23 protein-coding genes, 2 tRNA genes and 1 pseudogene are annotated in these 25,474 nt (G+C 65.6%); 11 read left to right on the top strand and 15 right to left on the bottom strand.

The features are described from left to right. Positions 1-31 precede the first annotated feature (31 nt). Positions 32-472, top strand: coding sequence for a hypothetical protein (locus tag ACVOMC_RS14730; protein ID WP_481524544.1), 441 nt, complete (start codon positions 32-34; stop codon positions 470-472). Here ACVOMC_RS14730 and cydC read toward each other — a convergent pair. Together cydC and cydD are read right to left on the bottom strand one after the other, a co-directional pair. Continuing rightward, positions 353-2,041 (bottom strand): thiol reductant ABC exporter subunit CydC, encoded by a 1,689-nt coding sequence (gene cydC, locus ACVOMC_RS14725; RefSeq protein ID WP_481524543.1) that lies wholly within the window; start codon positions 2,039-2,041, stop codon positions 353-355. The genes ACVOMC_RS14730 and cydC overlap by 120 nt on opposite strands. Then, a complete protein-coding gene (cydD, locus tag ACVOMC_RS14720) occupies positions 2,038-3,753 on the bottom strand; it encodes a thiol reductant ABC exporter subunit CydD (protein WP_481524542.1) in 1,716 nt (571 codons plus the stop codon). The genes cydC and cydD overlap by 4 nt, the downstream gene beginning before the upstream one ends. Before the next feature lie 202 nt (positions 3,754-3,955). Between cydD and ACVOMC_RS14715 the strand changes: the two genes are divergently transcribed. The 6 genes from ACVOMC_RS14715 to ACVOMC_RS14690 all read left to right on the top strand — a co-directional run bounded on the left by ACVOMC_RS14715 (position 3,956) and on the right by ACVOMC_RS14690 (position 8,522). Next, the gene (locus tag ACVOMC_RS14715; protein ID WP_057505978.1) at positions 3,956-5,542 is read left to right on the top strand and encodes a cytochrome ubiquinol oxidase subunit I; all 1,587 of its coding nucleotides are present in this window, start codon (positions 3,956-3,958) and stop codon (positions 5,540-5,542) included. A gap of 15 nt (positions 5,543-5,557) precedes the next feature. Next, on the top strand, positions 5,558-6,709 hold the full coding sequence (cydB, locus tag ACVOMC_RS14710) for a cytochrome d ubiquinol oxidase subunit II (RefSeq protein ID WP_481524541.1): 1,152 nt from the start codon (positions 5,558-5,560) through the stop codon (positions 6,707-6,709). A gap of 31 nt (positions 6,710-6,740) precedes the next feature. Further along, positions 6,741-6,851: a cytochrome bd-I oxidase subunit CydX gene (cydX, locus tag ACVOMC_RS14705; protein ID WP_054659029.1), complete on the top strand. Its 111-nt coding sequence runs from the start codon at positions 6,741-6,743 to the stop codon at positions 6,849-6,851. 60 nt (positions 6,852-6,911) lie between these two features. Beyond that, positions 6,912-6,988 (top strand) — tRNA-Pro (locus ACVOMC_RS14700). 160 nt (positions 6,989-7,148) lie between these two features. Beyond that, positions 7,149-7,225 (top strand) — tRNA-Pro (locus ACVOMC_RS14695). Between the two features lie 88 nt (positions 7,226-7,313). Further along, positions 7,314-8,522: a CynX/NimT family MFS transporter gene (locus ACVOMC_RS14690; protein ID WP_481524540.1), complete on the top strand. Its 1,209-nt coding sequence runs from the start codon at positions 7,314-7,316 to the stop codon at positions 8,520-8,522. A 54-nt stretch (positions 8,523-8,576) separates the two neighbouring features. Here ACVOMC_RS14690 and ACVOMC_RS14685 read toward each other — a convergent pair whose 3' ends face one another. The 11 genes and pseudogenes from ACVOMC_RS14685 to ACVOMC_RS14635 form a co-directional block, all read right to left on the bottom strand. Continuing rightward, positions 8,577-9,833, bottom strand: a complete 1,257-nt coding sequence (locus ACVOMC_RS14685) for a glutamate-5-semialdehyde dehydrogenase (protein WP_481524539.1) — start codon at positions 9,831-9,833, stop codon at positions 8,577-8,579. Between the two features lie 33 nt (positions 9,834-9,866). Further along, positions 9,867-11,015, bottom strand: coding sequence for a glutamate 5-kinase (proB, locus tag ACVOMC_RS14680; protein WP_481524538.1), 1,149 nt, complete (start codon positions 11,013-11,015; stop codon positions 9,867-9,869). Positions 11,016-11,019: 4 nt separating this feature from the next. Beyond that, a complete protein-coding gene (locus ACVOMC_RS14675) occupies positions 11,020-11,283 on the bottom strand; it encodes a YciI family protein (RefSeq protein WP_481524567.1) in 264 nt (87 codons plus the stop codon). Between the two features lie 101 nt (positions 11,284-11,384). Further along, positions 11,385-12,683 carry an argininosuccinate lyase gene (locus ACVOMC_RS14670; RefSeq protein WP_481524537.1) on the bottom strand — a complete coding sequence of 433 codons (1,299 nt, stop codon included), beginning with the start codon at positions 12,681-12,683 and terminating at the stop codon, positions 11,385-11,387. 29 nt (positions 12,684-12,712) lie between these two features. Then, positions 12,713-13,666: an N-acetyl-gamma-glutamyl-phosphate reductase gene (argC, locus tag ACVOMC_RS14665; RefSeq protein ID WP_481524536.1), complete on the bottom strand. Its 954-nt coding sequence runs from the start codon at positions 13,664-13,666 to the stop codon at positions 12,713-12,715. Further along, positions 13,663-14,271, bottom strand: coding sequence for a GNAT family N-acetyltransferase (locus tag ACVOMC_RS14660; RefSeq protein WP_481524535.1), 609 nt, complete (start codon positions 14,269-14,271; stop codon positions 13,663-13,665). Before ACVOMC_RS14660 ends, argC begins: the two co-directional genes overlap by 4 nt. A 3-nt stretch (positions 14,272-14,274) precedes the next feature. Then, positions 14,275-15,603, bottom strand: coding sequence for an acetylglutamate kinase (locus tag ACVOMC_RS14655; protein ID WP_481524534.1), 1,329 nt, complete (start codon positions 15,601-15,603; stop codon positions 14,275-14,277). A 67-nt stretch (positions 15,604-15,670) separates the two neighbouring features. After that, a complete protein-coding gene (locus tag ACVOMC_RS14650) occupies positions 15,671-16,768 on the bottom strand; it encodes an acetylornithine deacetylase (protein ID WP_481524533.1) in 1,098 nt (365 codons plus the stop codon). 96 nt (positions 16,769-16,864) lie between these two features. Beyond that, a pseudogene (locus ACVOMC_RS14645) lies at positions 16,865-18,058 on the bottom strand (argininosuccinate synthase); the annotation flags it as partial. A 73-nt stretch (positions 18,059-18,131) separates the two neighbouring features. After that, positions 18,132-19,139: an N-acetylornithine carbamoyltransferase gene (locus tag ACVOMC_RS14640; protein ID WP_054657561.1), complete on the bottom strand. Its 1,008-nt coding sequence runs from the start codon at positions 19,137-19,139 to the stop codon at positions 18,132-18,134. A gap of 303 nt (positions 19,140-19,442) precedes the next feature. Further along, on the bottom strand, positions 19,443-20,009 hold the full coding sequence (locus tag ACVOMC_RS14635) for a hypothetical protein (RefSeq protein WP_481524532.1): 567 nt from the start codon (positions 20,007-20,009) through the stop codon (positions 19,443-19,445). Between the two features lie 163 nt (positions 20,010-20,172). Here ACVOMC_RS14635 and cysS point away from each other — a divergent pair, with 163 nt between their 5' ends. Genes cysS through ACVOMC_RS14620 form a run of 3 tightly spaced genes read left to right on the top strand, consistent with a single transcriptional unit; the run spans position 20,173 to position 23,258 of the window. Then, the gene (cysS, locus tag ACVOMC_RS14630; protein WP_481524531.1) at positions 20,173-21,540 is read left to right on the top strand and encodes a cysteine--tRNA ligase; all 1,368 of its coding nucleotides are present in this window, start codon (positions 20,173-20,175) and stop codon (positions 21,538-21,540) included. Positions 21,541-21,579: 39 nt separating this feature from the next. Further along, on the top strand, positions 21,580-22,020 hold the full coding sequence (locus tag ACVOMC_RS14625) for a SufE family protein (protein ID WP_481524530.1): 441 nt from the start codon (positions 21,580-21,582) through the stop codon (positions 22,018-22,020). Further along, entirely contained in the window at positions 22,017-23,258 is a 1,242-nt protein-coding gene (locus tag ACVOMC_RS14620) for an MFS transporter (RefSeq protein WP_481524529.1), read from the top strand. The genes ACVOMC_RS14625 and ACVOMC_RS14620 overlap by 4 nt, the downstream gene beginning before the upstream one ends. Before the next feature lie 3 nt (positions 23,259-23,261). Here ACVOMC_RS14620 and ACVOMC_RS14615 read toward each other — a convergent pair whose 3' ends face one another. Further along, positions 23,262-23,720: a nucleoside deaminase gene (locus ACVOMC_RS14615; protein ID WP_481524528.1), complete on the bottom strand. Its 459-nt coding sequence runs from the start codon at positions 23,718-23,720 to the stop codon at positions 23,262-23,264. A 69-nt stretch (positions 23,721-23,789) separates the two neighbouring features. Further along, complete coding sequence (gene dksA, locus ACVOMC_RS14610) at positions 23,790-24,941, bottom strand: RNA polymerase-binding protein DksA (RefSeq protein ID WP_481524527.1); 1,152 nt, start codon at positions 24,939-24,941, stop codon at positions 23,790-23,792. A 277-nt stretch (positions 24,942-25,218) separates the two neighbouring features. Here dksA and yidD point away from each other — a divergent pair, with 277 nt between their 5' ends. Beyond that, entirely contained in the window at positions 25,219-25,473 is a 255-nt protein-coding gene (yidD, locus tag ACVOMC_RS14605) for a membrane protein insertion efficiency factor YidD (RefSeq protein WP_481524526.1), read from the top strand. Position 25,474 lies beyond the last annotated feature (1 nt).

The raw sequence follows: 25,474 nt of genomic DNA, 5'->3' as shown, positions 1-25,474 counted from the left end.
TACATCCCCTCTTCCGTGGAGACAGAGGTATATGCAGGACGCAACGAACGTACTCAAGCATCGGACCGACACCATCGTGCTGCTGGGCATGGTGCTGGCATTGACCCTCCACTGGTCACTGCTGCCACTGGCGCTCATCGCCTTCGGCATCATGGACCTGCGCCGCAACGAAACGCTGGCTGCCATTTCCATTGGCTGCGGCGCGCTGCTGCTTTTGGGTGGCATCGGCTACGCACTGGGCAAACAGGCCGCATTGCGCGACAACCTGCTCTGCCAGCAAACCCCACCGCAATGCCCGAGGGCCCAAGCCCTCACGGTTTTCGAATCGGCTTTCCGCAGCGCCCCGCCGTACTCAGCGCGCGGGGACTTCGGCGTTGGTCAGCGGCTGCAGTTGTCCGTGCTGAAGACGGTATTCCCGGTGCACCACGCCATGGGGCAACGGATCATGGGTGATCATCAGCAAGCTGCGTGAGCCCAGCGCGGCGGCCAGATCAAGCAACAACGCGTGCGCGGTGTCCACGTCCAATCCTTCGGTGGGCTCATCGAGCACCATCAGCGGCGTATCGCGCAGCAGCGCGCGTGCCAGCGCCAGACGGCGCGCCTGACCGGCCGACATGGTCGCACCGTTTTCGCCGACCCACGCCGACAGCCCCCCCTGCTGCTGCGCCCAGGCGCTCAGCCGTACCTGTTCCAGCACCGACCACATTGCCGCGTCATCGGCCTGTGGATCGCCCAATCGCAGGTTCTCGCTGATGGAGCCGGCAAATACCGGCGCGCCCTGCGGCAACCAGGCCACCTTTCGATGCCACGCCTCCTGGGCGACATCGCGCAGATCCACGCCGCCGTAGCGCACGGCCCCTTGGCGAGGGTCCCACAGGCGCAGCAGCAACGCCGACAACGTGGTCTTGCCACACCCACTGTCGCCGCGTATGGCCACACGCTCACCCGGCCGCAGTCGCAACTCCACCCCGTCGAGCAACTGCCGGGACTCCCCGGGCCAATGGAAAACCACCTGTTCGAAGGACACCTCGGCCGGCGTGTCCGGCAAGGCCCGCGGCTGGGCGGGATCTTCCACCGCCGGGGCCTGGTCCACGATCTGACGCAAGCGCTGGCCGGCCACGCGTGCCGACTGCAGCGACTGCCAGGCCAGACCGCTGCCCGCGGCCACTTCCAGCAAGGCCACGGTGAGGAACACCAGCGCCGCAGCCAGCGGCCCGCTCACCTGACCGCCCTGGAATGCGTGCAGCGCCAGCCACAGCATCGCCAGCAGCCCCACTCCGGCGCAGGCCGAATGCAGCACATTGCCAGCGATCAAGCGACGACGACGACGCCGGTCGCGAGCGGCAACCTGCAGTGCGGCGGCATCCACACGTGCGATCCAATCCCCCTGCGCCTGCAGCGCGGTCAGATCCGCCACACCTTCCAGCCCTTCGTACGCCAGCGTGCGCAACGACGCCCGCGTCTGCGCGCGTTCCATTTCGCCATGCTCACCGTGGCGCACGGCCAGCACCGGGACACCGATCCCGATCGCCCCCGCGATGGCGAACAGCAACAGCGCCGCCGGCCAGTAGATCAGCGCTGCCGCGACGACGCTGGCCAGCACGATGCCGAGCAGCGCCAGCAGCGGTCCAGCAGCCCGCACCATCACTCCATCCACTTCGCTGATGTCTGAAACCAGCCGGGCCAGCAGTTCGCCGGTACGGCTGCCGCCCAGCCGCGCCGGCGCCAGCGGCAAGGCGCGACGGAAGAACCACACACGCAGGTCGCGGGCGATGCGCAGCGTCACATCGTGGCCGACCAGTTTTTCGAAATAGCGCGACACGATCCGCGCCATCGTCAGCCCGCGGATCCCCGCCGAGGGCGAGAAAAAGTTGAAGGTGGCGCCCATCCCCGCCGCACCGGCCAGCGCCGCACCGGTGAGGAACCCACCGGACAACCCGAGCAGGCCGACGCCGGCCAGCATCGTGGTCAGCAGCAGCACTACCGCCAGCAGCAAACGCCAGCGATGCCGGGCGAACACCTCACGCATGCTGTCGTTCATGCCTGCACCTGCGCGGGTACGGCACGATCGAGGTGCAAACGCACCACCGCATCGGCCCAGCGCATCGCCGCCGCGCTGTGGGTCGCCATCACCACGGTGCGTCCACGGGCATGGATGGCCAACGCCTGCAACAGGGCGGCTTCGGTTTCAGGATCAAGAAATGCGGTGGGCTCATCAAGCAGCAGCAGATCCGGATCGCGCAACAACAGGCGCGCCAGACCGATGCGTCGGGCCTCCCCCCCGGACAGGCCGAAGCCGCGCTCACCGATCACCGTGTCCAGCCCGTGTGGCAGCTCCCGGGCAAAACGCATGACCTGCGCCGCTTCGGCCGCCGCCTGCAGACGGGCATCGCTGGCGGTCGGGTCGGCCAGCCGCAGGTTGTCTCCAATAGAGCCATGGAACAGGTACGGACGCTGCCCCGCATAGCCCACCCGCATCTGGCCGCGGCGCAGGATGCGCCCTTCGCGCGGTGGCAGCCAGCCCGCCAGCGCTTCGAGCAAGGTGCTTTTGCCGCAGCCGGAGGGGCCCACCAGAGCCAGATGCTGGCCCTGGTCGATGCTCAGCGAGAACCCGGACATCACGTCGTGGCGCGCACCTTGCGGTCGCAGCGTCAGGTTCTGCAGCGTCAGCAACGGGGCGTGCAACTGGACCGGCTCGGGCGGAAGCGCAGGTTCCGAGGGCACCGGGGCAACCGGCAAGTCGTCCTGCAACAGCCGCTCCACCTCGGCCGCGGCCGCCAGCGCGTTGGCACGGTCGTGGTAATGGGCGGCCAGGCGCCGCAAGGGGGCGTAGAACTCCGGGGCCAGCAGCAGGCAGAACATGCCGGTTCCCAGCGTCGGCACCGTGGCGTGCAACGACATCAGGCCCAGATAACTGAGCCCCAGATACAGCGCCACCATCGCCACACTGACGGAGGCGAAAAATTCCAGCACGGTGGAAGACAGAAACGCGATCCGCAGCACTTTCATGGTGCGCTCGCGCACGCCCTCGGCCGCCGCGGCGATGCCGCCGAGCTCGGCGTCGCCACGCCCATACAGGCGCAGCAGGCCCAGCCCCTTGATGCGGTCGGCGAAGTGGCCACTCATCCGCGCCAGTTCTCCCAGTTGCGCGCGACCGGCCGCCTCGGCGCCCCAGCCCACCAGCATCATGAAAAACGGAACCAGCGGCGCGGTACACACCAGGATCACCGCCACCACCCAGTCCACCCAGCCCACGGCCAGCACGATCAGCAGCGGCACCACCACCACTTCCGTACGGACCGGTTGGAAACCGGCGTAGTAGCCTTCGATGGCATCGCCGTGACTGAGCAACAGCTCACTCAGCTCACCGGTGCGCTGCCGGCGCAACCACAAGGGACCCCGTTCCATCAGGCGCCGGTACACTTTTTCCCGAAGCGCCAGCCTGGCCGCGTCCGCCACATCGCCGGCCGCGCTCTGGGCCAGCCCCCCGAGCAGACTGCGGAACAGCAGGACCAGCGCCAGCAGGCCGAACACCGCGGCAGTCTGCGCCAGCGGACGATGCTCCACCACGATGCTCTGGATCAGCCAGGCGATGGCCGCCGCCTGTCCGATCAGCAGGGCACCGGAGGCACAGATCGCGAACGCGGCCAGCCGCTGCCGCGAAAGGGCGCCCTGGGCCAGTCCGGCCAGCCACTGCTGTTGCTGACGACGCTGCTGACGCTGCGCCTCAGCAGGATGTGTACTCTCATTCAAGACCGGCAACCTGCCTGAAAAAAACCTGTCCGATTGTAGACACGCCTTGCACCCACTGCCGGAGGCCTACCTTCGCCGCTGCATCACCGCGCCACATTGATTCAGATCAAGGCAGGCGACAGTATGAACAGGGAGTATCACACATCGTAGAACCCCCCTCCTGACATAACATGATGCCCATATCCCACGAGGTAGAACGGCCATGATCGACTCGACCGTCGTAGAGCTGTCGCGGCTGCAATTTGCGCTGACCGCGATGTACCACTTCCTGTTCGTCCCACTCACGCTGGGTCTTTCCTTCATGATCGCGATCATGGAAAGCGTGTACGTCATGACCGGCAAGGAGGTCTGGCGGCGCATGACCCTGTTCTGGGGCGTGCTGTTCGGCATCAACTTCGCCATGGGTGTCGGTACCGGCATCGTGATGGAGTTCCAGTTCGGCATGAACTGGTCCTATTACAGCCACTACGTGGGTGACATCTTCGGTGCGCCGCTGGCGATCGAAGGATTGATGGCCTTCTTCCTCGAAGCCACCTTCATCGGCCTGTTCTTCTTCGGCTGGAACCGGCTGACCAAGGTGCAGCACCTGGCGGTGACTTGGCTGATGGCGCTGGGCACCAACCTGTCGGCACTGTGGATCCTGATCGCCAACGGCTGGATGCAGTACCCGGTGGGCGCGGTGTTCAACCCGGAAACGATGCGCATGGAGGTGGTGGATTTTGCCGCCGTGCTGCTCAACCCGGTGGCGCAGGCCAAGTTCGTGCACACCGTGTCGGCCGGTTACGTCACCGGCGCGATGTTCGTGATGTCGATCTCGGCATTCTTCATGCTGCGCGGCAAGCACCGTGACCTGGCCCGCCGCTCGTTTGCCGTCGCTGCCGCCTTCGGCCTGCTGGCCTCGATCTCGGTCGCCGTGCTGGGTGACGAATCCGGTTACGCCACCGCGGAAAACCAGAAGATGAAGCTGGCCGCCATTGAAGGCATGTGGCACACCTATCCTGCACCGGCGCCGTTCACCGCATTCGGCATTCCGAACCAGCAGGAGCAGCGCAACGACTTCGAGGTCAAGATTCCCTATGTGATGGGCCTGATCGCAACGCGTTCGCTGGATCAGGAAATCCCGGGCATCCTGGACCTGGTCAAGCAGGCCGAGGAGCGGGTCAAAGGCGGGCAGATCGCCTATGCCGCGCTCAATCGCATCCGCGCCGACAAGAACGATGTTGAAGCACGCGAAGTGTTCGACCGTCACTGGCAGGATCTGGGTCACGGCTTGCTGCTCAAACGCTATCGCGACGATATCGCCAACGCCACGCCGGAGGAGATCTCGCAGGCGGCACTGGACACCGTGCCCACCGTCGCGCCGCTGTTCTGGACCTTCCGCATCATGGTTGGCCTGGGCGTGTACATGATCGGCTTCTTCGCCCTGGCGTTCTATTTCTCGTGCCGCAACAACTTCGAAGACAAGCGCACCTTCCTCAAGGTCGCCCTGCTGTCGTTGCCAGCCCCGTGGATCGCCATTGAATGTGGCTGGTTCATCGCCGAGTACGGCCGTCAGCCGTGGGCGGTGGATGGCGTACTGCCGACGTTCTATGCGGCCTCCGGACTGGCGGTCTACGAGATCCTGGCCACGCTGATCGGCTTCACCGCGCTGTACACGGTGCTGCTGGTCATCGAAGTCAAGCTGATGCTCAAGGCCATCCGCAAGGGTCCGGACGACATCCTGCCGTCGCTGCAGGAACCGGCCGCCGTCCCCCATCACGCCCGCGCCTCCGGCAACGGCCAGGCATAAGGCAGGAGAACACTCATGGAATTCATTCTTCTGGACTACACGACACTGCGCGTGATCTGGTGGCTGCTGCTGGGCGTGCTGCTGATCGGCTTCGCGGTGATGGACGGCTTCGATCTTGGCGTTGGCACCTTGCTGCCGTTCGTGGCCAAGACCGATGAGGAGCGCCGCCTGGTGATCAATACCATCGGACCGGTATGGGAAGGCAACCAGGTATGGCTGGTGCTCGGTGGCGGTGCGATCTTCGCCGCCTGGCCGCCACTGTATGCGGTCAGTTTCTCCGGGTTCTATCTGGCGATGTTCCTGATCCTGTTCGCCCTGATCTTGCGTCCGGTCGGCTTCAAGTACCGCGGCAAGATGCCCAGCCAGCGCTGGCGCGACAACTGGGACAGGGCGCTGTTTGTCGGTGGCTTCATCCCGGCACTGATCATGGGCGTGGCAGTCGGCAATGTGTTGCTGGGCGTGCCGTTCCATTTCGACGACACCCAGCGCGTGTTCTACACGGGCAACCTGCTGGGCCTGCTGACCCCGTTCGCACTGCTGGCCGGCCTGGTCAGTGTGGCGATGCTGGTTTCGCACGGTGCGGCCATGCTGGTACTCAAGACCAGCGGCCCGGTCGCGGATCGCTCGGCCCGCATCGGCAGCATCGCCGCCATCGCCTCGTTCGTGCTGTTCGCCCTGGCCGGTGCCTGGGTCGCATTCGGCCTGCCGGGCTACCAGGTCACCTCGCAGATGGTCAGCGATGGCGCCAGCAATCCGCTGCTGAAGACGGCCGAGTTCTCCGCGGCCGGCGGCTGGCTGCACAACTACCGCACCATGCCGGCCACCATCCTGGCTCCGGTCGTGGGCCTGCTGGGTGCACTGGCCAGCGCGGTACTGCTGCGCAAGCATCGCGGCGGCCTGGCATTCATCGCCTCGGGCGCCTCCATCGCCGGCATCATCTTCACCGTCGGCTTTGCGATCTTCCCGTTCCTGCTGCCCTCCTCCACCCAGCCCGGCTCCAGCCTGACGGTGTGGGATGCCTCCTCCAGCCACCTGACGCTGTGGATCATGCTGCTGGCCACGGTGATCTTCCTGCCCATCATCATCGGCTACACCACCTGGGTGTACCGCGTGCTCAAGGGCAAGACGACGCTGGAAGAGATGGGTGAAAACCCGAACGCCTACTGATCCGCAACGACAACAATCAAGGAGTCAACTCATGTGGTATTTCGCCTGGATTCTCGGTGCGGGCCTGGCATCGACCGTCGCCATCCTCAATGGCATGTGGTTTGAAGCCCGCGAAGATCGCCGCAAGGCAGAGAACCGTTAAAAAATAGCGTTTTGCTATTGCCATAAGCCCGGACTGAGCGTATCTTTCCGGGCTCCTTCACGGGGTGTAGCTCAGTCTGGTAGAGCGCTACGTTCGGGACGTAGAGGTCGCAGGTTCGAATCCTGTCTCCCCGACCAGAAGGTCGCAAGAAGGCTTGGAAAACGGCAACGTTTACCAGGCTTTTTTGTCACCGGGATTGTCCTGTCCCGGCAGTCACGCGCCACGTCATGCAGATGCGTGAACTGAACAAAAAAACTTGCAAGACATGAGGGTCACCGCTATCATGAGCGGCTCCTTCGGGGTGTAGCTCAGTCTGGTAGAGCGCTACGTTCGGGACGTAGAGGTCGCAGGTTCGAATCCTGTCTCCCCGACCAATTCGACAAAAGCCGGCCCTAGGCCGGCTTTTGTTTTTGGCGGTTTCCGAAGCAATACACCGCTTCCCGCCCGCGCTGGAGTCAGCCCGTGTCCGCATCCAACCTTCCACAAACGTCCACATCCCTGTTCAAGGGGCGACTGCTGGCCTTCGCCGCCATCGTGCTGGTCGCCGCGAACCTGCGCAGCGCGGTCACCTCGCTGACCCCGCTGCTGGACCGCCTGGGCCACGTTTTTGATTTCGGCAGCACCATGACCGGCGTGCTGGGCATGATGCCGACCGCGGCCTTCGCCGTATTCGGTCTGGCCACACCGCGTATCACCCGCACCATCGGCCTGGAGCGCACCGCGATACTGGCCATGGTGTTGGCCACCGCCGGCCTGCTGGTACGCGCCTTCGCCGACAACGTCGGCGTGCTGATGCTCGGCTCGGCCATCGCGCTGGCCGGCATGGGCATGGGCAATGTCGTGGTACCGCCCCTGGTCAAGCGCTACTTCGCCGATCGGGTCGGCACACTGAGCACGATCTACATCACCGTCCTGCAGGCCGGCACGATGGTGCCGGCGCTGCTGGCCGTACCGGTCGCCAACCAGTTCGACTGGCGCATCTCGCTGGGCATGTGGTCGCTGCTGTCCGCGGCCGCGGTACTGCCCTGGCTTCTGCTGGCGCGCACCGCACCACATATCGAGACCACTACCAGCGGTCCCGCACACGCCACCGGCGAGGTCTGGAAAACCTCACTTGGCTGGGGCATGGCGCTGATGTTCGGCATGACCTCGCTGGGCACCTATTCGTTGTTCACCTGGCTGCCGAAGGTGATGGTCGAAGCCGGTGCCAGCGAATCGCTCGGCGGCGTGATGGTCGCGGTCTACTCGGCAATCGGCCTTGCCCCATCGCTGCTGGTCCCGGCCCTGGCGGTGCGCATGCGCAACCCCTTCCCGATCGCGGTGATGGTGTTCGTGCTGAACATGATCGCCTTCGCCGGCCTGCTGCTGGCGCCGATGCGCGCCCCCTGGCTATGGGCGATCATCGCCGGACTCGGGCCGTCCACCTTCCCGCTGGGGCTGACCCTGATCAACCTGCGCACCCGCACCCAGGCCGGCTCGGCGGCACTGTCCGGCTTCATGCAAGGCGTGGGTTACAGCCTGGCCAGCCTTGGGCCGCTGCTGTTCGGCTGGCTGCACGGCATCAGTGACGGCTGGGCGTGGTCATTCGCCTTCCTGGCACTGTGTTCGACCGTGCTACTGGTCGCCGCATGGTTCGCCTGCAAGCCGCAGCAGCTGGAAGACCACTGGTAAATCCGGCGCCGGCTGTGCCGCACCGGAACTGCCGGCAGAGCTCCCGGACGGGTCTCAGACCAGCGGGTGTCGCACCTGGCCTTCGCCGCGCACCACAAATCGCTCCACCGTCAGCGCCTCCAGGCCCATCGGGCCATAGGAATGCAGGCGCGTGGTGGAAATGCCGATTTCCGCTCCCAGCCCCAGTTCCCCGCCGTCGGAAAAGCGCGACGAGGCATTGACCATCACCACCGCCGAGCGCAGGGCATGCATGAACGCCTCGCCATGGGCAGGGTCCGCGGTAGCGATGACTTCGGTGTGATCGGAGGTATAGCGCTGGATATGCGCAATCGCCGCCGCCATATCGGGCACGACGCGAATGGCCAGAACCAGATCCAGGTACTCGGCGGCGTAGTCCTCCTCCGTGGCCGGCAACACCTCCGGCAACAGCGCCTGCGTGGCCATATCGCCGCGCAACTCGACGCCGCGTGCACGCAATGCGGCCGCGGCCAACGGCAGGAAGCGCGGTGCGATATCCGCATGCACCAGCAAGGTCTCCAGCGAGTTGCAGGCGGCCGGACGCGACACCTTGCCGTCGATCAGCAGATCCAGCGCCAGCTGCAGGTCGGCACTGTCATCGACAAACAGGTGGCATACGCCCTTGTAGTGCTTGATCACCGGCACGCGCGCGTGTTCGGCGACAAAGCGGATCAGCCCCTCGCCGCCACGCGGAATCGCCAGATCGATGATGTCGTTGAGCTGCAACAGCTCCAACATGGTTTCGCGGCGCAGATCCTCGACCAGGGTCAGCGCCGCCTCGGCAACACCGGCTTCACGCAACGCACGCCGGAGGCTGGCGGCGATCGCGGTATTGGAGTGGATCGCCTCCGAACCGCCGCGCAGGATCACGCCATTGCCGGCCTTGATGCATAGCGCCGCGGCATCGGCGGTCACATTCGGGCGCGCTTCGTAGATCATCGCGATCACTCCCAGCGGCACCCGCACCTTCTGCACGCGGATGCCATTGGGGCGTACGTAGTCCCGCGTGACCTCGCCGACTGGATCCGGCAATGCGGCCACTTCGCGCAGCGCATCGGCGACCCCTGCCAGACGCGCAGGAGTGAGTGCCAGCCGGTCCAGCATCGCGCTGCCCACGCCCTTGGCGCGCGCGGCGGCCAGGTCTTTCCCGTTCGCAGCAAGAATCACCGCCGCATCGGCCTCCAGCGCATCGGCCATGGCCAGCAGCAGCGCGCTGCGCGCCTGCGTGGACAGCTGCCCCAGGTGTTGGGCGGCGGCGCGACATTGCAGCGCCAGGGTGCGGATATCACTCATGGTCATTCCCGAAGCGGTTTCGAAGCCGGAGGATCACAGCAACACCATGTCGTCACGGTGGATCACGTTGTCGCCGTAGTTGTAGCCGAGGATGCTTTCAATCTCGCGCGTATGGTGATGGCTGATACGGCGGATGTCGGTCGCCGAATACTGGCTGACCCCACGCGCGATGCAATGCCCACCCTCGTTATCTTGCAGTCGCACTTCGACCATATCGCCGCGGCGGAACTCGCCCTCGGCCCCACTCACACCGCCAGGCAGCAGCGAGGCCCCCTTCTCGCGCAGCGCGCGCGCGGCGCCAGCATCGACCAGGATCGCGCCCGGCTCGACCGGCGCATGCCGCAGCCAGTACTTGCGCGCGGCGATCCGCGATTGACCGGCATGCAGGCGCGTACCACGCAGGCGGCCCTGGGCCAGTCCACGCACCACATCGCCATCGCGGCCATTGAACAGGAAGGTGTCGATACCGGCAGCGCCGGCCTTGGCCGCGGCCTGCAGTTTGGTGTGCATACCACCAGTGCCGACCGCGCTGCCGCTGCCACCGGCCATGGCCAGGATCCCCGGCGTCAGCTCATGCACCTCGTTGATCGGTTCCGCCCGCGGATCGCTGCGCGGATCGGCGCTGTACAGGCCATCAATATCGGTGGCGATGAACAGCGCATCGGCGTCCACCAGCGCGGCAACGATCGCGGCCAGGTTGTCGTTGTCACCGAGTTTGAGCTCATCCACCGACACGGTGTCATTTTCGTTGACCACCGGCAGCGCGCCCAACGCCAACAGCTCGTTCAGCGTGGCACGTGCGTTGAGGTAGCGGCGACGGTTGCGCAGGTCATCGTGGGTGAGCAACACCTGCGCCACCGGCCGCTCGAAGAAACGCTGCCACAGCGCGATCAGCTGCGCCTGCCCCAGCGCCGCCAGCGCCTGGCGGGCGGCCATCGCCGCACCGGCTTCGGCCGCCTTGGGCAGGATCGCGCGGCCGGCGGCCACCGCACCGGAGGACACGATCACCACCTCACGCCCGGCCAGCACATTGGCAGACACGAACTGCGCCAGACCAAGCGCGAAACGCGGCGTCAGACCGCCCCCGTCCGCGGCCAGCAGGCTGCTGCCGATCTTGAGCACCGCACGCCGCCACGGCGGCAGCGGCTGTTCGAGAAACGCCGGTGGCAAGGTCAGGCTCATGGGATCAGCGTGTGTTCCATTCGTGGACGGTCAGTTGGGAACTGCCGTGCAGCGCCAGTGGATCGCTGGCAGCGAGGGCGGTGGCCTGCTGCAGATCGGCCACGTTCTGCAGCACGTAGGCACCGCCGCTGCCGTCACTGAAGCCGCCGGTGAGATGCAGCTGGCCGCGTGCCTTCAAATCGTCCAGGAATGCCTTGTGCGGCCCGATCACCGCGTTGTCGAACGACGGCCTGCGCATCGCCATCACCAGATACAGCTTCATCCCGATCTCCTTTGCCGCCTATGACAGCACGCCACCGGTGCCGTCGTCGCGTTTGCTTTCTTTTAGAACCAATACGGGCGCCTGTTCGGCGCCCGTATCGTGTCGACTCAGCCTCGCAGCGCCTGCCAGCGTGCACCCAGTTCGTCCAAGCGCAGATCCGCCGCGGCACCGGGTGACACACGGGCGGCCAGACTTCCTTCCGGAGTGCGCCCCTGCCCCGCCGTGTCGGCCGCCTCGGCGGCGGCCTTGTAGGCGTCGCGGAACGGCACACCGGCCACCGCGGCTTCCACCGCCACATCGGTGGCATACATGCCCGAATCGATGGCGGCGCGGATGTTGTCATCGCGCCAATCCAGATTGGACAGCAGCGCCGGCAGCAGCTCCAATGCCGCCAGTCCACGACCGAAGCCGTGCACGATGGCACCCTTGGAGTTCTGCAGGTCGCGCTGGTAACCGGACGGCAGCGACAGCAGCTGCTCGATCTCGGTACGCGCGGCGGCGACGCTGGCATGGGTGGCCCGCATCAGCTCGATCACGTCGGGATTGCGTTTGTTCGGCATGATCGAGCTGCCGGTGGTGTACTGCGCCGGCAGCGCGACAAAAGCGAACTCACCGGTGGTGAACAGCGACAGATCCCAGGCGATGCGGCGCAGATCCAGGGTGGCGCCCCCCAGCGCTTCCAGCGCGGCCAGTTCGAACTTGCCACGCGACAGCTGCGCGTAGATCGGACTGATCTGCATCCGCGAGAATTCCAGCGCGGCGGTGGTGTGTTCGCGGTCCAGTGGCAGGTTGACGCCGTAGCCGGCGGCCGTGCCCAGCGGGTTGGTATCGATCAACGCGCGGGTGTCGCGGGCGCGGATGGCGTTGTCGATGAAGGCCTCGCCCCAGCCGGCCCACCACATGCCCGCCGAGGACACGACGGCGCGCTGGATATGGGTATAGCCCGGCAACGGCTGCCGCTGTTCGGCGGCGGCGCGGTCCAGGGCCACCTTGGCGACCTCGACGCTGATCTGCGCCACGCGTTCGAGCTTCTCCTTCAGCCACAGACGCGTGGCCACCAGGATCTGGTCGTTGCGGCTGCGGCCGGTGTGGATCTTGCGGCCGGCATCACCCAGACGCTCGGTCAGGCGTGCCTCGATGGCCGAGTGGCAATCCTCGTACTGCTCGTCCAGCACGAAGGCGCCGCTGCGGAAATCCTCAGCCAGCACCACCAGTTCGCGCTTGAGCGCCGCCAGTTCATCGGCACTGAGAATACCGATGTGCTGCAGCCCTTCAGCATGGGCGGTGCTGGCCTGGATGTCGTGCAGGAAGAACTCGCGATCGAGGATCACGTCGTCGCCGGCGAGGAAGGTCTGGATCTTGGCGTCAACCGCGACACCGGGTTTCTGCCAGAGCAGGTTGGTCATGGGGATATCCCGTCAGTTGTGCGAGAGGTTCAGTGCGGAATGGCGGTCAGCTCATCCAGCCCCAAAGCCCGGTTGAGGTTCTGCAAGGCCTGGGTGGCCGCGCCCTTGAGCAGGTTGTCGATGGTCGCCACCACCACCACCCGCTTGTTGCCCGGCGCCAGGGTGAAGCCACCGATCTGCACGCCGTGCGTGCCGGCAATGCGGCTGACCCACGGCGCCTCATCGACCACCTCCACCAGCGGCTCGTTGGCATAGCGCTGCTGATACAGCGCGACGATCTCTTCGCGGCTGCGCGGCTGCTGCAGCCACAGATTCACGGTCATGGTGATGCCGCGGAAGTGCTGGGCCACATGCGGCATGAATTCCACCGGCACACCGAGCTGGGTCGACACCTCGCGCTCGTGCACGTGGTTGGTCAACGCATACGGCATCAGGTTGTCGCGCAGCAGTTCGGGATTGTTCTTGTCCGAGGGCGTGGTACCGGCACCGGACCAGCCGGACACGCCGAAGCAGGTCGGCGGGCCGGCCAGCTGTGACAGCAGCGGCGTGATCGCCAGCTGCATAGCGGTGGCGTAGCAGCCCGGATTGCTGATGCGCTTGTGCCCGGCATAGCGCCCACGGGTCAGCTCCGGCAGGCCGTAGTACCAGCTGTTGTCGAAGCGGTAATCGGCGGAAAGATCGACGATCACCGTGTCTGGCCGGGCCGCGTCCAGCGCGGTCACAAACGGCTCGGCTTTGCCGTTGGGCAGCGCCAGCACCACCGCGTCCACGCCCTTGGCGGCCACCGCATCGGCATCCAGGTTTTCGTAGCGCAGCTCGCCACAACAGGCGGCGTTATGGTCGGCCACGCGCTGGCCAGCCAGCTCGCGCGAAGACACGAACGCCAGCTCGATCCGCGGATGCGCGGCCACCAGCTTGATCAGCTCGGTGCCGGTGTAGCCGCGGGCGCCAACGATGCCCAGGGAGAATTTCTTGTCAGTCATGAGTGCGAATCCAGAAGGAACTGCAGGTGGGCTTTCACCGCCGGCCATTCCGAGTCGATGATGGAAAACACCACGGTGTCGCGGCGCGACCCGTCAGCGTGACGCTTGTGGTTGCGCAGCACACCATCTTGCTTGGCACCGAGCCGGGCAATTGCATTGCGCGAGGCCTGGTTGAACCAGCTGGTCTCGAAGCCGACGCTGATACAGCCCAGGGTTTCGAAGGCGTGCCGCAGCAACAGCAGCTTGGCCTCGGTATTCAGCCCGGTGCGCTGGACGCTGGGGTGATACCAGGTGTAGCCGATATTCAGCCGAGGCACATCCGCGTCCAGCGCGTATAAGCGCGTGCTGCCCACAATCTCACCGCGGGCGTTGCCGACCGCAAAGGCCAGCGCCCTGCCCTGCACCTGCGCCTCGAGTGCCGCAGTGACATAACGTGCGGCATCCTCCGGCGCGGGCACATTGGTGTACCAGCAGCGCGACAGCTCGCCCTCACCCAGCGCCCGCTGCAACGCCGGCACGTGCGCCATCTGCAACGGCTCCAGCGTTACGTGCCGGCCCCGCAGGGTCGGCACGGTGCTCCACGCAGTGGCTGAGTGCGACAGCATCACTCAGCCTTGGAGGCTCGGTTTGCGTTCGGCGCAGTGCTTCACATAGCCCTTGATGCTGTCGAAATCGTCGGCGCCAAACCAGAACACCTTCCAGTGATCGAGCTTGTAGCAGCCATCGGATTCGGAATAGTAGAAATGGTTGACCGGGTTGCCGTTACGCGAGCGCCAGAACAGCTGCGGGGTTTCCTCCAGCATCACGTTCCAGACCGCACGCCCGAGCCCCTCACCCTGTGCGTCGTCCAGCACGGCGAACTTGTCCAGGTACACGCCCTCGGCCTCATCAGTGAGGATCACCGCGGTGCGGTAGTGCTCGCTGACATAGGCGCGCAGCAGCCTGGTCTTCTCGAAGTAGTCCGGCACCAGCGTACGGCCGAAGCTGGATTCGATCAGCGTCTTCAGCCGCGCGGTATCGAGCTGATCCCACGATGTCGCCTTGAGCACCTTCTCGCCGCGACGCACCAGCGTGCCCGAGCCCTTGTGGGTGAACAGCTCCTTGGCCAGATCGGCCGGACGCGTGATCGACACCGAGGACTCCTCCGGCAAGCGGTCCAGCAGGTCCTTGATCTGCTCGATCTTGACCCGCATGCCACCGTGGATCCACGGCTGCGCCATCAGTTGGTCGTACTCGGTGGACAGGTTGATCGAATCGATCACCCTACCTTCGGCATCGAGCAGGCCACCGGTACCGGTCAGGAAGATGATCTTGTACGGCTGCAGCTCCTGCACCAGTTCATTGGCGGCAAAATCCGCGTTGATGTTGAGGATCTGCCCGCTCGGGGTTTCGCCCAGCGAGGTGATCACCGGGATCGAACCGGCCTTCAGGCTCGCCTCGATCGGCGCCAGGTTCACCGCCTTGACCTCGCCGACCAGACCGTAGGTATCGCGGTCGAGGTATTCGGCCTCGAACACACCACCGGTGATCGAGGTCGCACGTGCACCATTCTGCTGCAGGGCTTCCACCAGCTTCAGGTTGGAGCTCTGGAACACCTTGCGCACGATCGCCAGCGCTTCGGGCGAGGTCACCCGCAAGCCGTCAATGGTGTGCTTCTCGATTCCGGCCGCCGACAACTCGGCATCCAGCTGCGGGCCGGCGCCGTGCAGCACGATCGGGGTCAGGCCGACCTCCTGCAGGAAGGATAGCGACGAGGTCAGCGCTTCCAGATCGTCGCGTAATACCGCGCCACCGACCTTGACCACGGCAAAGCGCTTGGCATCGAGCTGCGAGAACCGTTTCAGGTACTGGCTGATCTCCTTGGCGCTGGCCATGCTCGAGAGCAGGCGCACGATGGTCTGGCGGGTTTGGCGGTGGGGTTGCATGGCAGGGGACATGTCTTGCTTCATCGGGGCGACCGCGGTCGCAGGGGAGAATCCGGCGCGCCGCGCCGGGTCACGTGCTTCAGGCGCCGCGCTGCAGGATCCGCAGCACCGACTCCGCATAACGCTGCAGTTGCTCCAGCGTGACGAATTCATCGGCGGTATGGGCCTGGGCGATATCGCCCGGGCCATACACCATCGTGGTGTAGCCACCGGCCGAGAACAGCGAGGCCTCGGTCCAGAAATCCACCGCATTGCCGATCGGCAGGCCCAGCTCGTCGGCGACGTCGCGGGCGGCCAGGCGGCGTTCCTCGGCACGGGCGATATCACCGGACGGCAGGCTCGGGCCGCGGAACGTTTCCTCGAAGTGCGCCGCCGACGGCTCGGCAAAGCCGGCAAAGGTGGCCAGCAATCCGTCGATGTCCATCGACGGCAACGGACGGAAGCCGAAACGTAGCTCGGCCTCGGGCGCGATCATGTTGGCCTTGATCCCTCCTTCGACGCGGCCGATGTTGAAGCGCAGGCCGGTCAGGCCACCGAAGCGTGCATGCGCCAGCGACTCGACATGTTCCAGCGCTTTTCCGCCCCAGCGCATGGCCTGGTGCAGCGCGCTGGCCGACGGATCCTGCTTGCCCGAAGCATGGCCCGCACGACCGGCAAATTTCATGAGCACGGAGCTGATCCCCCGATGGGCCAGCACCGCTTCGCTCATGGTCGGCTCGGCGACGATCACCGCTTCATAGGGGATGCCACGGGCCAGGAAGGCGGCGATACAACGCGGATCATTGGCTTCCTCGTCGCTGGAGAACAGGAACGCCGCATCGCCATCGGTCAGGTTGGCGGCGGTCACCAGCGCGGCGGCGGCGCCCTTGATGTCGCATACCCCCAGGCCGACCACGCGGTCGTCCAGGCGCCGCATCACATGCGGATCGGCCGACCAGTGCGGTGAATCCGGCACCGTGTCCAGATGCACATTGAACAGGTACTTGGGCGTGCCACGCACCGCGTAGAAACTGACCGCACCGGCACCGTGGTCGATCACCTCGACATTGAAGCCCGGCAGGTTGGCGCGCAGGTAATCGAAGATGCCACCGGTGGTGATGGCACGCGGCGGATTGCGGGTGTCAAACGACACCAGCGCCTGCAGGTGGTCCAGCGTCGTGTCAAGCAACTGCGTCATGGGCATTCAAACCGGAAGAAAGCAGTGGAAGCCCCGCGCAAGTGCGCCGGGCGGAAAAAACACCCGGCACCCCCCACCCGCGCCCCGCGCGGCTAAGCGATTGACCAGCGCGTACAACCAGGAGCTCATGCCAAACAGCTTGATGAAGCCTTCGGCTTCTTCCACGCCCCAATCGGCCGACTGCGCGTAGGTCGCGCCCTTGGCGTTGAGCAGGTGCTCGGACTTCACCGCCACCGCATCGACGCGGCCGCCGCGGGTTTCCAGCACCACCTCGCCATTGACCTTGGCCTGCGAGGACTTCAGGAACGCCTCGATGTCGGTCTTGAGCGGGTCGTGGTAGAAGCCTTCATACACCAGCTCCACCCACTTGCGCGCCACGTCCGGCTTGAAACGGTTCTGCTGCTTGGTCAGCACGGCGTCTTCCAGCGCGCGGTGCGCGGCCAGCAGCGAGACCAGGCCCGGCGCTTCGAACACGATGCGGCCCTTCAGGCCGATCACGGTGTCGCCGGTGTACACGCCACGGCCCACGCCGTACGGGGCGAACATCTTGTTGAGGCGGGCCAGGATCTGCTCACCCGGCAGTGCCTTGCCGTCCAGCGCGACGGCCTCGCCCTCGACGAACTTCAGGGTCACGGTCAGCGGTTCGATCGGCCAGGCGCTGCGCGGCGCGCACCAGCCGCGGGCGCCTTCGCCCGGCGCTTCCCAACGGTCGATCTCGCCGCCGGACATGGTCAGGCCCAGCAGGTTCTCGTTGATGGTGTAGGCCTGCTGTTTGGCACGCACGCCGAAGCCACGCTCTTCCAGGTACTTCTGCTCGTAGGCACGGGTCTGGGTATGTTCTTTCTGGATTTCGCGGATGGGCGCGACGATCACGTAATCACCCAGCGCCTTCACTGCCAGATCGAAGCGGACCTGGTCGTTGCCCATGCCGGTGCAGCCGTGGGCGATGATGTTGGTGCCCAGCTCGGCGGCGCGCTTGAGCGCGGCGTCCACGATCAGGTAACGGTCCGACACCAGCAGCGGGTACTGGCCCTGGTAGCCCTCGCCGGCCCACACGAACGGCTTGACGAAGCCCTCCCAGATTGCCGGGCCACCGTCGACGGTGACATGGCTGCTGACGCCCAGCTCGGCGGCACGCTTCTCGATGAAGTCGCGCTCTTCGTCGTCCACGCCGCCGGTGTCGGCGAACACGGTGTGCACGTTGTAGCCACGCTCCTGCAGATACGGCACGCAGAAGCTGGTGTCGAGGCCGCCGGAGAAGGCGAGGACGATGTCTTTCTTGGAGGTCATGTCAGTTGCTCGTGAAGCGGACCGGCGGCCCGCCATGGGGGAGGAAAGCGGAAAGGTTGCAGGAGGTCCGGATTCAGCGCACCAGCGCCGACATGATGGCCTTCTGCACGTGCAGGCGGTTTTCGGCTTCGTTGATGGCGATGCACTGCGGCGAGTCCATCACACCGTCGGTGGCCTTGACGTTGCGGCGCAGCGGCAGGCAGTGGCTGAACACGCCATTGTTGGTCAGCGCCATCTTGGCCTCATCGACGATGAAGTGCTTGTACTGGTCGCGGATCGGCTGCTCCGGGGCCCAGTTGCCGAAGAACGGCAGGGCGCCCCAGCTCTTGGCATAGACCACATCGGCGCCGGCATAGGCGCTGGCGATGTCGTGGCTGACCTGCAGCGAACCACCGCTCTCGGCCACGTTCTGCTCGGCCCAGCCCATGTAGCGCTCATCCAGGATGTAGTCCGGGGTCGGGCACAGCAGGGTCACGTCCATGCCCATGCGCGTGGCAATGGTCAGCGCCGAATTGGCCACCGCGGTGTTGAGCGGCTTGGGATGGTAGGTCCAGGTCAGCACATACTTCTTGCCGCGCAGGTCGGTGGTGCCGAAATGTTCCTGCAGCGCCAGGATGTGGGCCAGTTCCTGGCACGGATGGGTGATGGTCTCCATGTTGATGACCGGCACCGGCGAATACCTGGCAAAGCTCTTGAGCACCTGGTCCTCGCGGTCCTTGCTCCAGTCCACGAATTTCGGGAACGCGCGCACGCCGATCAGGTCCACATAACGGCCCAGCACCTTGGCCACTTCGGCGATGTGCTCTTCGGTATCCCCGTCCATGACGGTACCGAGGTTGAACTCGATCGGCCAAGCGTCCTTGCCCGGCTGCAGCACCACCGCATGCCCACCCAGCTGGAACGCGCCCAGCTCGAAGCTGGTACGGGTGCGCATGGACGGATTGAAGAACACCAGGGCGATCGATTTGCCCTTCAGGTCATCACCCAGCTTGTGTTGTTTGAACAACGCCGCCTGGGTGAGCAGTGCGTCCAGTTCGGCGCGGCTCCAGTCCTGGGTGTTCAAGAAGTGCTTCAGAGACATCGATCTTTCCTTCGCTGCGGGGAAATCCGTCGTTACCGGCGGAAGGTGCGCGGACGCGCAATTCATTACGCTTGAAACTTTTCATGGATCGGAAACGAAAAAACCCAGCCTGGGCTGGGTTTTCCGAACAGACAGCACGAAGCTCCGGTTACCCAGCGAAATTGTGGGGTTCCGGTCGGCGGGCACGCGACGTCATACCGGAGGCCATCCGGGCGGCGCTGATACCAAGCTGGGCGTCGTTCGATTTCATCGGCGCGCATGGTCGCACGCACGCCGGGGGGGCGCAAGTGTCGCAACGCAACATCAGGGATTGCCTGCAGCCTGTTCAACCATCGAGCCGATATCCGGGGTGATGGAGACCCGCAGTTTCAAGCGGTTTCCCGGATCCTCCGGCAGGCGCGAGCGGAATTTGACGCCCTTGTAGACATAGTCCACGTCATAGGCGATGGGCCGGCGGAATTCACGGCCCACCTCGACGATCTTGCACTCCGGGGTCAGCATCGCGGCATGCCGGCTGGTGTCATGGATGCGCGGCGCCTCGGCGGTGTCTTCCGCGCTTTCTTCACGATTGACGAAAATACCCCGTACCGAGTCCCAGAAACGGCGAAAACCGCCCTTGTTCTCCTCCCCCTTCACCTGCACCGGTGCAAGCGTGCGCGTGGCGACAGGTTCGCAATGCTCTTCGGTGCGGGTTGCGCGCAGGGTCTGGAACACCGGTTCGACGTTGAGCACCTGGGCGTAGTCGTAGCGCACATTCTCAACCACCACGACGCGGTTGCGACCATCGGCCTCGGAAGCTTCCTGCGCCCGTGCCGAGGCGACAAAAAAAGCCAGCAGGCAGAGGGCGGACAAAAACGGCGCGGGATTCATCAACACTCGCAGCGGGAAGAGTCGGGTCACGATCGATAGTGTAGGCAGCCAAGCCGACGCTGGCCTGAACATAACCCGTCCACGACCCGATTGCCCAGCCCGGACGTGCCCCACCGTGCCGGGACCGCTAGAATTGCGCGGTTCGTTTCTCCCCCGGATACCCATGACCCTGCGCCTGCACAACAACCTGACGCGGCAGCTGGAGCCCTTCGCTCCGCTCGACCCCACCGCCCCGACCCTGTATGTGTGTGGCCCCACGGTCTACAACTACGTGCACATCGGCAACGCCCGCGGCCCGGTGGTCTTTGGCGTACTGGCCGACCTGCTGCGCCGCCGCTACGGGCATCTGCGTTACGCGCGCAACATCACCGACGTGGACGACAAGATCAATGCCGCCGCCAAGGAACAGGGTGTGCCGATCTCGGCCATCACCGACCGTTTCGCGGCCGCCTACCGCGAGGACATGGCCGCGCTGGGCGTGGTGCCGCCGGATATCGAGCCCGAGGCCACTGCGCACATCCCGCACATCATCACGATGATCGAAGGCCTGATCGGCAGCGGCCACGCCTACGCCGCCGAGGGTCACGTGCTGTTCTCGGTGGGCAGTTTCAAGGACTACGGCAAGCTCTCGCGCCGCGATCCTGACGAAATGCTGGCCGGCGCCCGCGTCGATGTGGCGCCCTACAAGCGCGATCCGGGGGACTTCGTGCTGTGGAAACCGTCCACCGACGACCTGCCCGGCTGGGAATCGCCGTGGGGCCGTGGCCGCCCGGGCTGGCACATCGAGTGTTCGGCGATGGCCGCCGCCCATCTGGGCCCGACCATCGATATCCACGCCGGCGGCGTGGATCTGCAGTTTCCGCACCACGAAAACGAGATCGCGCAAAGCGAATGCGCGCATGGCGGAAAGACCTTCGCCCGCTTCTGGCTGCACAACGGCATGCTCAACTTCGGCGGCGCCAAGATGAGCAAGTCGCTGGGCAACATTGAACGCGTGCACGATCTGGTGCAGCAGCATCCGCCGGAAGCGCTGCGCTATGCGCTACTGTCGGCCCACTACCGGCAGCCGCTGGACTGGTCGGACGCACTGATCGAGCAGTCGGTACGGACGTTGGACCGTCTGTACGGCACGCTGCGCGATCTGGCCGATGTGGACGCCATGGCCACCATCCCATCCAGCGTCGAAGCCGCGCTGGACGATGACCTCAACACGCCGCTGGCCTTGGCCGAAGTGGCCCGCATCGCCAGCGACGCGCGCAGGGCCGAATCCGCCGGGGAAAAGGCTCGCCTGAAGGCCGAGCTGCTCGGCGCCGGTCTGGCGCTGGGTCTGCTGCAGCAGGCACCGGCCGACTGGTTCAGCCGCGGCACCGATGCCGGCGATGATGCCCGCATCCAGGCCCTGATCGATGAACGCATCGCCGCCAAGCAGGCTCGCGACTTCGCCCGCGCCGATGCCATCCGCGACCAGCTGGCCGCCGAGAACATCGTGCTGGAAGACACCCCGCAGGGCGTGCGCTGGAAGCGCGGCTGAGTCGCCGCCCCCTGCCCTGACCGACAACCGGATACTGAAGTGATTGATACCCCGTTTCCGCTCGAACCCACCGCCGCCGATGCCCAGGCCACGATCGCCGAAGAGTTCTCCTTCTTCGGGGACTGGTCCGAACGCTACCAGTACCTGATCGATCTGGGCCGCAAGCTGCCCACCTTCCCGGAGGAATGGAAGAGTGAGGAGCATCGCCTGCACGGCTGCCAGTCAATGGTGTGGATCGTTCCGGAAGGCAACGCCGAGAAGCTGGTCTTCCATGCGGTCAGTGATTCGGCCATCGTCTCGGGCCTGATCTACCTGGCACTGCGCGTCTACTCCGGCCGCTCGGCCGCGGAAATCCTGGCCACCGCCCCGGACTACGTCGCCGCTATCGGCCTGGCCAAACACCTGTCACCCACCCGCAGCAACGGCCTGGCCGCCATGCTGGCCTTCATCCGGGATACCGCCCAAGCGCAGCAGCAGTGAGCGCTGTAACGGACAGCAGCCCTGGCGCGATCCTGCGCCAGCCCGGCTTCGCCCAGCTGCTGGCCTACCGCATCACGGCGATGCTGTCCTACCAGATCGTCGCGATCACGGTCGGCTGGCACATCTACGAGATCACCCGCAATCCATTTTCACTGGGGCTGATCGGTCTGGCCGAAGTGCTGCCCTACTTCTGCGTGGCGCCGTTTGCCGGCCACCTGGTCGACCATCTGCCGCGGCGCAAGCTGGGCATGGCCGCCAGCCTCGGCCTGATCGCCACCGCTGCGGTGCTGGTGATGGTGACCAACGGCTGGCTTCCGTTCAAAGGCACCTGGCCGATCTACCTGGCCATCGCCCTGACCGGCATGGTGCGCGCCTTCCTCTCGCCGGTCTACAACGCCCTGTTCGCCCGGGTGCTCGCGCGTGGGCAGTTCGCACGCGGCGCCGGCTTCGGCAGCGTGGTGTTCCAGGCCGGCATGGTGCTTGGCCCCGCACTGGGCGGCATTCTGGTGGCCTGGGGCGGCAAGAGCCTGTCCTACGGCGTGGCCGTGGTGATGGCGACACTGGCGCTGCTCGCACTGGCATCGCTGCGCGTCAGCGAACCGGCGCCGCCGCAGTCGCGCGCACCGATCTTCGCCAGCATCGCCGAGGGCGCGCGCTTCGTGCTGGGCAACCAGATCATGCTCGGCGCGATGGCGCTGGACATGTTCTCGGTACTGCTCGGCGGTGTCGTCGCGATGCTGCCGGCCTTCATCCGGGAAATCCTGCATCACGGTCCGGAAGGCCTGGGCATCCTGCGCGCGGCGCCGGCGCTGGGCTCGATCTGCGTCGGACTATGGCTTGCCCGCCGCCCGTTGCAACGCCATGCCGGACGGGTCCTGCTGTTGGCCGTGGCCGGCTTTGGCCTGTGCGTGATCGGCTTCGGGCTGTCACAACACTTCTGGCTGTCCGCGGCCATCCTGCTGTTCTACGGTGCCTTCGACGGCGTCTCGGTGGTGGTGCGTTCGACCATCCTGCAGCTGGCCACTCCCGACGAGATGCGCGGTCGCGTCTCCTCGATCAACGGCCTGTTCATCAGCTCATCCAATGAACTGGGCGCGTTCTATGCCGGCAGCATGGCGCGCCTGCTCGGGCTGGTGCCTGCCGCGGTGATCGGCGGCTGCGCGGTACTGGGCGTGGCCGGCATCACCGCATGGAAAGCGCCGCAATTGCGGCGCCTGGACCTGCGTGACCTGCAATAAGCCTCAGGCCTGCGCCCGGGCCCATTCGGCATAGAGCCCCTCCTCCCCCGCCAGCGGCAACGATTGCAGCCCCGAGTCCACTGCGGCCGGGCCCGCCGCCAGACGCGCGTAGACCGCAGCGGTCGACAATCCGAACGGCTGCGCGTCCTCGTTGGAGTAGGCGAACCATGCCCGCTCGATGCCGCACAGGTACATCGCCGCCAGACACATCGGGCACGGATGGCCGCTGGCGTAGATCACACACCCCTCCAGCCGCGGGCTTTGCAGGCGCGTACTGGCGTGGCGGATCGCCCGCATCTCGGCGTGATCGGTGGGATCGTGACTGGCGTGGATGCTGTTGGCCGCCTCGGCCAGCACCTGCCCGTCCTTGACCAGTACCGCGCCAAACGGGCGCCCGCCCGCGGCGATGTTGTCGCGGGCCAGCGCCACTGCGCGACGCATGAAAACTTCGGCATCAGACATTGCGTCTCTCCTCAACAAGGAAACCCCGCCGTGGCGGGGTTCCAGATGGCATCAGCGGTGCGGCGGGACTTATTCGCCCTGCTGCTTCTGCAGATGCTCCCAGCGCTCCTGCGCATCGATCGTGCGCTCGGCGGTGAGACGGGCTTCCAGGCGGTCCAGGCCGATTTCCTCGCCCGTATCCACGCAGTAGCCGTAATCACCGGCTTCCAGACGCTTGAGCGTGCTGTCGATCTTGCCGATCAGTTTGCGGTAGCGGTCACGGGTACGCAGCTCGAGCGAGTTCTCGGTCTCGCGCGTGGCACGCTCGGCCTCGTCACCGATATCACGCACTTCTTCGCGCAGGTTCTCGATGGTCTGCTTCGATTCCTCGACCAGATCAGCGCGCCAGTCCTGCAGACGCTGGCGGAAGTATTCCTGCTGCAGCGCGCTCATGTATTCCTCATCCGCCGACGGCTTGTAGCCCTCCGGCAGGATCGGACGACCGGTGGCGTCATCGACTTTGTATTCCACCACCTTGTATTTGCTGCGCGGAGCCGGAGCGGCCGAGCGTGCGGTGACGGCCACGGCGACCTTGCCGACCGGACGGACGGCAACAGGCGCAGCGGACTTGACGGGGGCCTTGACGGAATTTTTTACGTGGGATTTCGGTGCAGACACGGGATTCTTGGATTGCGGGGTCTTGGTCGCAGGCGATGGCTTGGCGGCAACCGGTTGGATAACCGGAGCTGCGGCCGTCTTGGCGACGTTGACCGGGACAGACTTGGCCGTCACCGGCTTGGGAGCCGGCTTCGGTACGGACTTGGCCGCGGGCTTGGCGACGGGGGTTTTGACTGCCTTGGCCACGGCGGGCTTGGCAGGCACTTTCTTGGCAACAGGAGCTGGAGCGGGCTTGCTGGCGACCTTTTTGACCGGCGCGGCGACCGGCTTGGCCACCTTCTTGACGGCCTTCTTGGCTGCCGGTGCCGCCTTCTTGGCTACCACCTTCTTGACCGGAGCCGCCTTGGCTACGGTCTTCTTGGCGGGAGCCTTCTTGACCGGCGCCTTCTTGGCTACCACCTTCTTTGCTACCACTTTTTTGGCGGACGCCTTCTTGGCTGCCGGCTTGGCGGCCTTGGTGACCGGCTTCTTCGCAACTGGCTTGGACACCGCCTTCGTTACTGCAGGCTTGGCGGTTTTCTTGGCGGCCTTGACGGCCTTCTTTGCAGTTTTTTTAGCAGCCACGAAACGCTCTTCCTTGTTTCCCCCGGGGCCCGGGAAAGCGGGCCTTTATAGCCTACCCGACCAGCAGCGGCAACCGCGCCAGCCCGTTCAATCTGAACGGATGCTCGACACGTGCAGAATCGGTTCGATGGTGTCACCGGACCGTTCGCGCAGTTCGGAACCTGACCAAGCGCATCAGCGCGCCCGGCGGGCCGCTGAAGCAGCAACGCCGCATCGGCAACCCTCGCGCATCCTGCGACAAATCCTGCGGCAATGCCAACTGGCATATCATTAACGGGTGATCGGCCGCCTTCTCATTGCCGTACTGCGCTTGTACAAGCGCCTCATCAGCCCCCTGCTCGGGCCGCGCTGCCGTTTTGTCCCCAGTTGCTCCGAATACGGGATGGAAGCCATCTCCGTCCATGGCCCGTTGCGTGGCTGCTGGTTGACGCTGCGGCGGCTGGGGCGTTGCCACCCGTTCCATCCGGGCGGCCTCGACCCCGTCCCCAAGCGCGCCGACGCCCCCTCTTGCCGCTGCACAGGAAAACACTGAC

This window comes from Stenotrophomonas sp. STEN014 (genome assembly GCF_056760315.1).
The sequence above is the reverse complement of the archived record's forward strand: the minus strand, read 5'-3'. Positions and strand labels throughout refer to the sequence as shown.

Bases quoted from the DNA above. Each gene is read 5' to 3' on its own strand.
- cydC (WP_481524543.1), bottom strand. From the start codon at position 2,041: ATGAACGACAGCATGCGTGAGGTGTTCGCCCGGCATCGCTGGCGTTTG.
- ACVOMC_RS14635 (WP_481524532.1), bottom strand. From the start codon at position 20,009: ATGAATCCCGCGCCGTTTTTGTCCGCCCTCTGCCTGCTGGCTTTTTTT.
- ACVOMC_RS14615 (WP_481524528.1), bottom strand. From the start codon at position 23,720: ATGTCTGATGCCGAAGTTTTCATGCGTCGCGCAGTGGCGCTGGCCCGC.
- argC (WP_481524536.1), bottom strand. From the start codon at position 13,666: ATGACTGACAAGAAATTCTCCCTGGGCATCGTTGGCGCCCGCGGCTAC.
- ACVOMC_RS14640 (WP_054657561.1), bottom strand. From the start codon at position 19,139: ATGTCTCTGAAGCACTTCTTGAACACCCAGGACTGGAGCCGCGCCGAA.
- ACVOMC_RS14655 (WP_481524534.1), bottom strand. From the start codon at position 15,603: ATGTCCCCTGCCATGCAACCCCACCGCCAAACCCGCCAGACCATCGTG.
- cydX (WP_054659029.1), top strand. From the start codon at position 6,741: ATGTGGTATTTCGCCTGGATTCTCGGTGCGGGCCTGGCATCGACCGTC.
- ACVOMC_RS14685 (WP_481524539.1), bottom strand. From the start codon at position 9,833: ATGAGTGATATCCGCACCCTGGCGCTGCAATGTCGCGCCGCCGCCCAA.
- ACVOMC_RS14650 (WP_481524533.1), bottom strand. From the start codon at position 16,768: ATGACGCAGTTGCTTGACACGACGCTGGACCACCTGCAGGCGCTGGTG.
- cydB (WP_481524541.1), top strand. From the start codon at position 5,558: ATGGAATTCATTCTTCTGGACTACACGACACTGCGCGTGATCTGGTGG.
- proB (WP_481524538.1), bottom strand. From the start codon at position 11,015: ATGAGCCTGACCTTGCCACCGGCGTTTCTCGAACAGCCGCTGCCGCCG.
- ACVOMC_RS14715 (WP_057505978.1), top strand. From the start codon at position 3,956: ATGATCGACTCGACCGTCGTAGAGCTGTCGCGGCTGCAATTTGCGCTG.
- ACVOMC_RS14670 (WP_481524537.1), bottom strand. From the start codon at position 12,683: ATGACCAACCTGCTCTGGCAGAAACCCGGTGTCGCGGTTGACGCCAAG.
- ACVOMC_RS14730 (WP_481524544.1), top strand. From the start codon at position 32: ATGCAGGACGCAACGAACGTACTCAAGCATCGGACCGACACCATCGTG.
- cysS (WP_481524531.1), top strand. From the start codon at position 20,173: ATGACCCTGCGCCTGCACAACAACCTGACGCGGCAGCTGGAGCCCTTC.
- ACVOMC_RS14660 (WP_481524535.1), bottom strand. From the start codon at position 14,271: ATGCTGTCGCACTCAGCCACTGCGTGGAGCACCGTGCCGACCCTGCGG.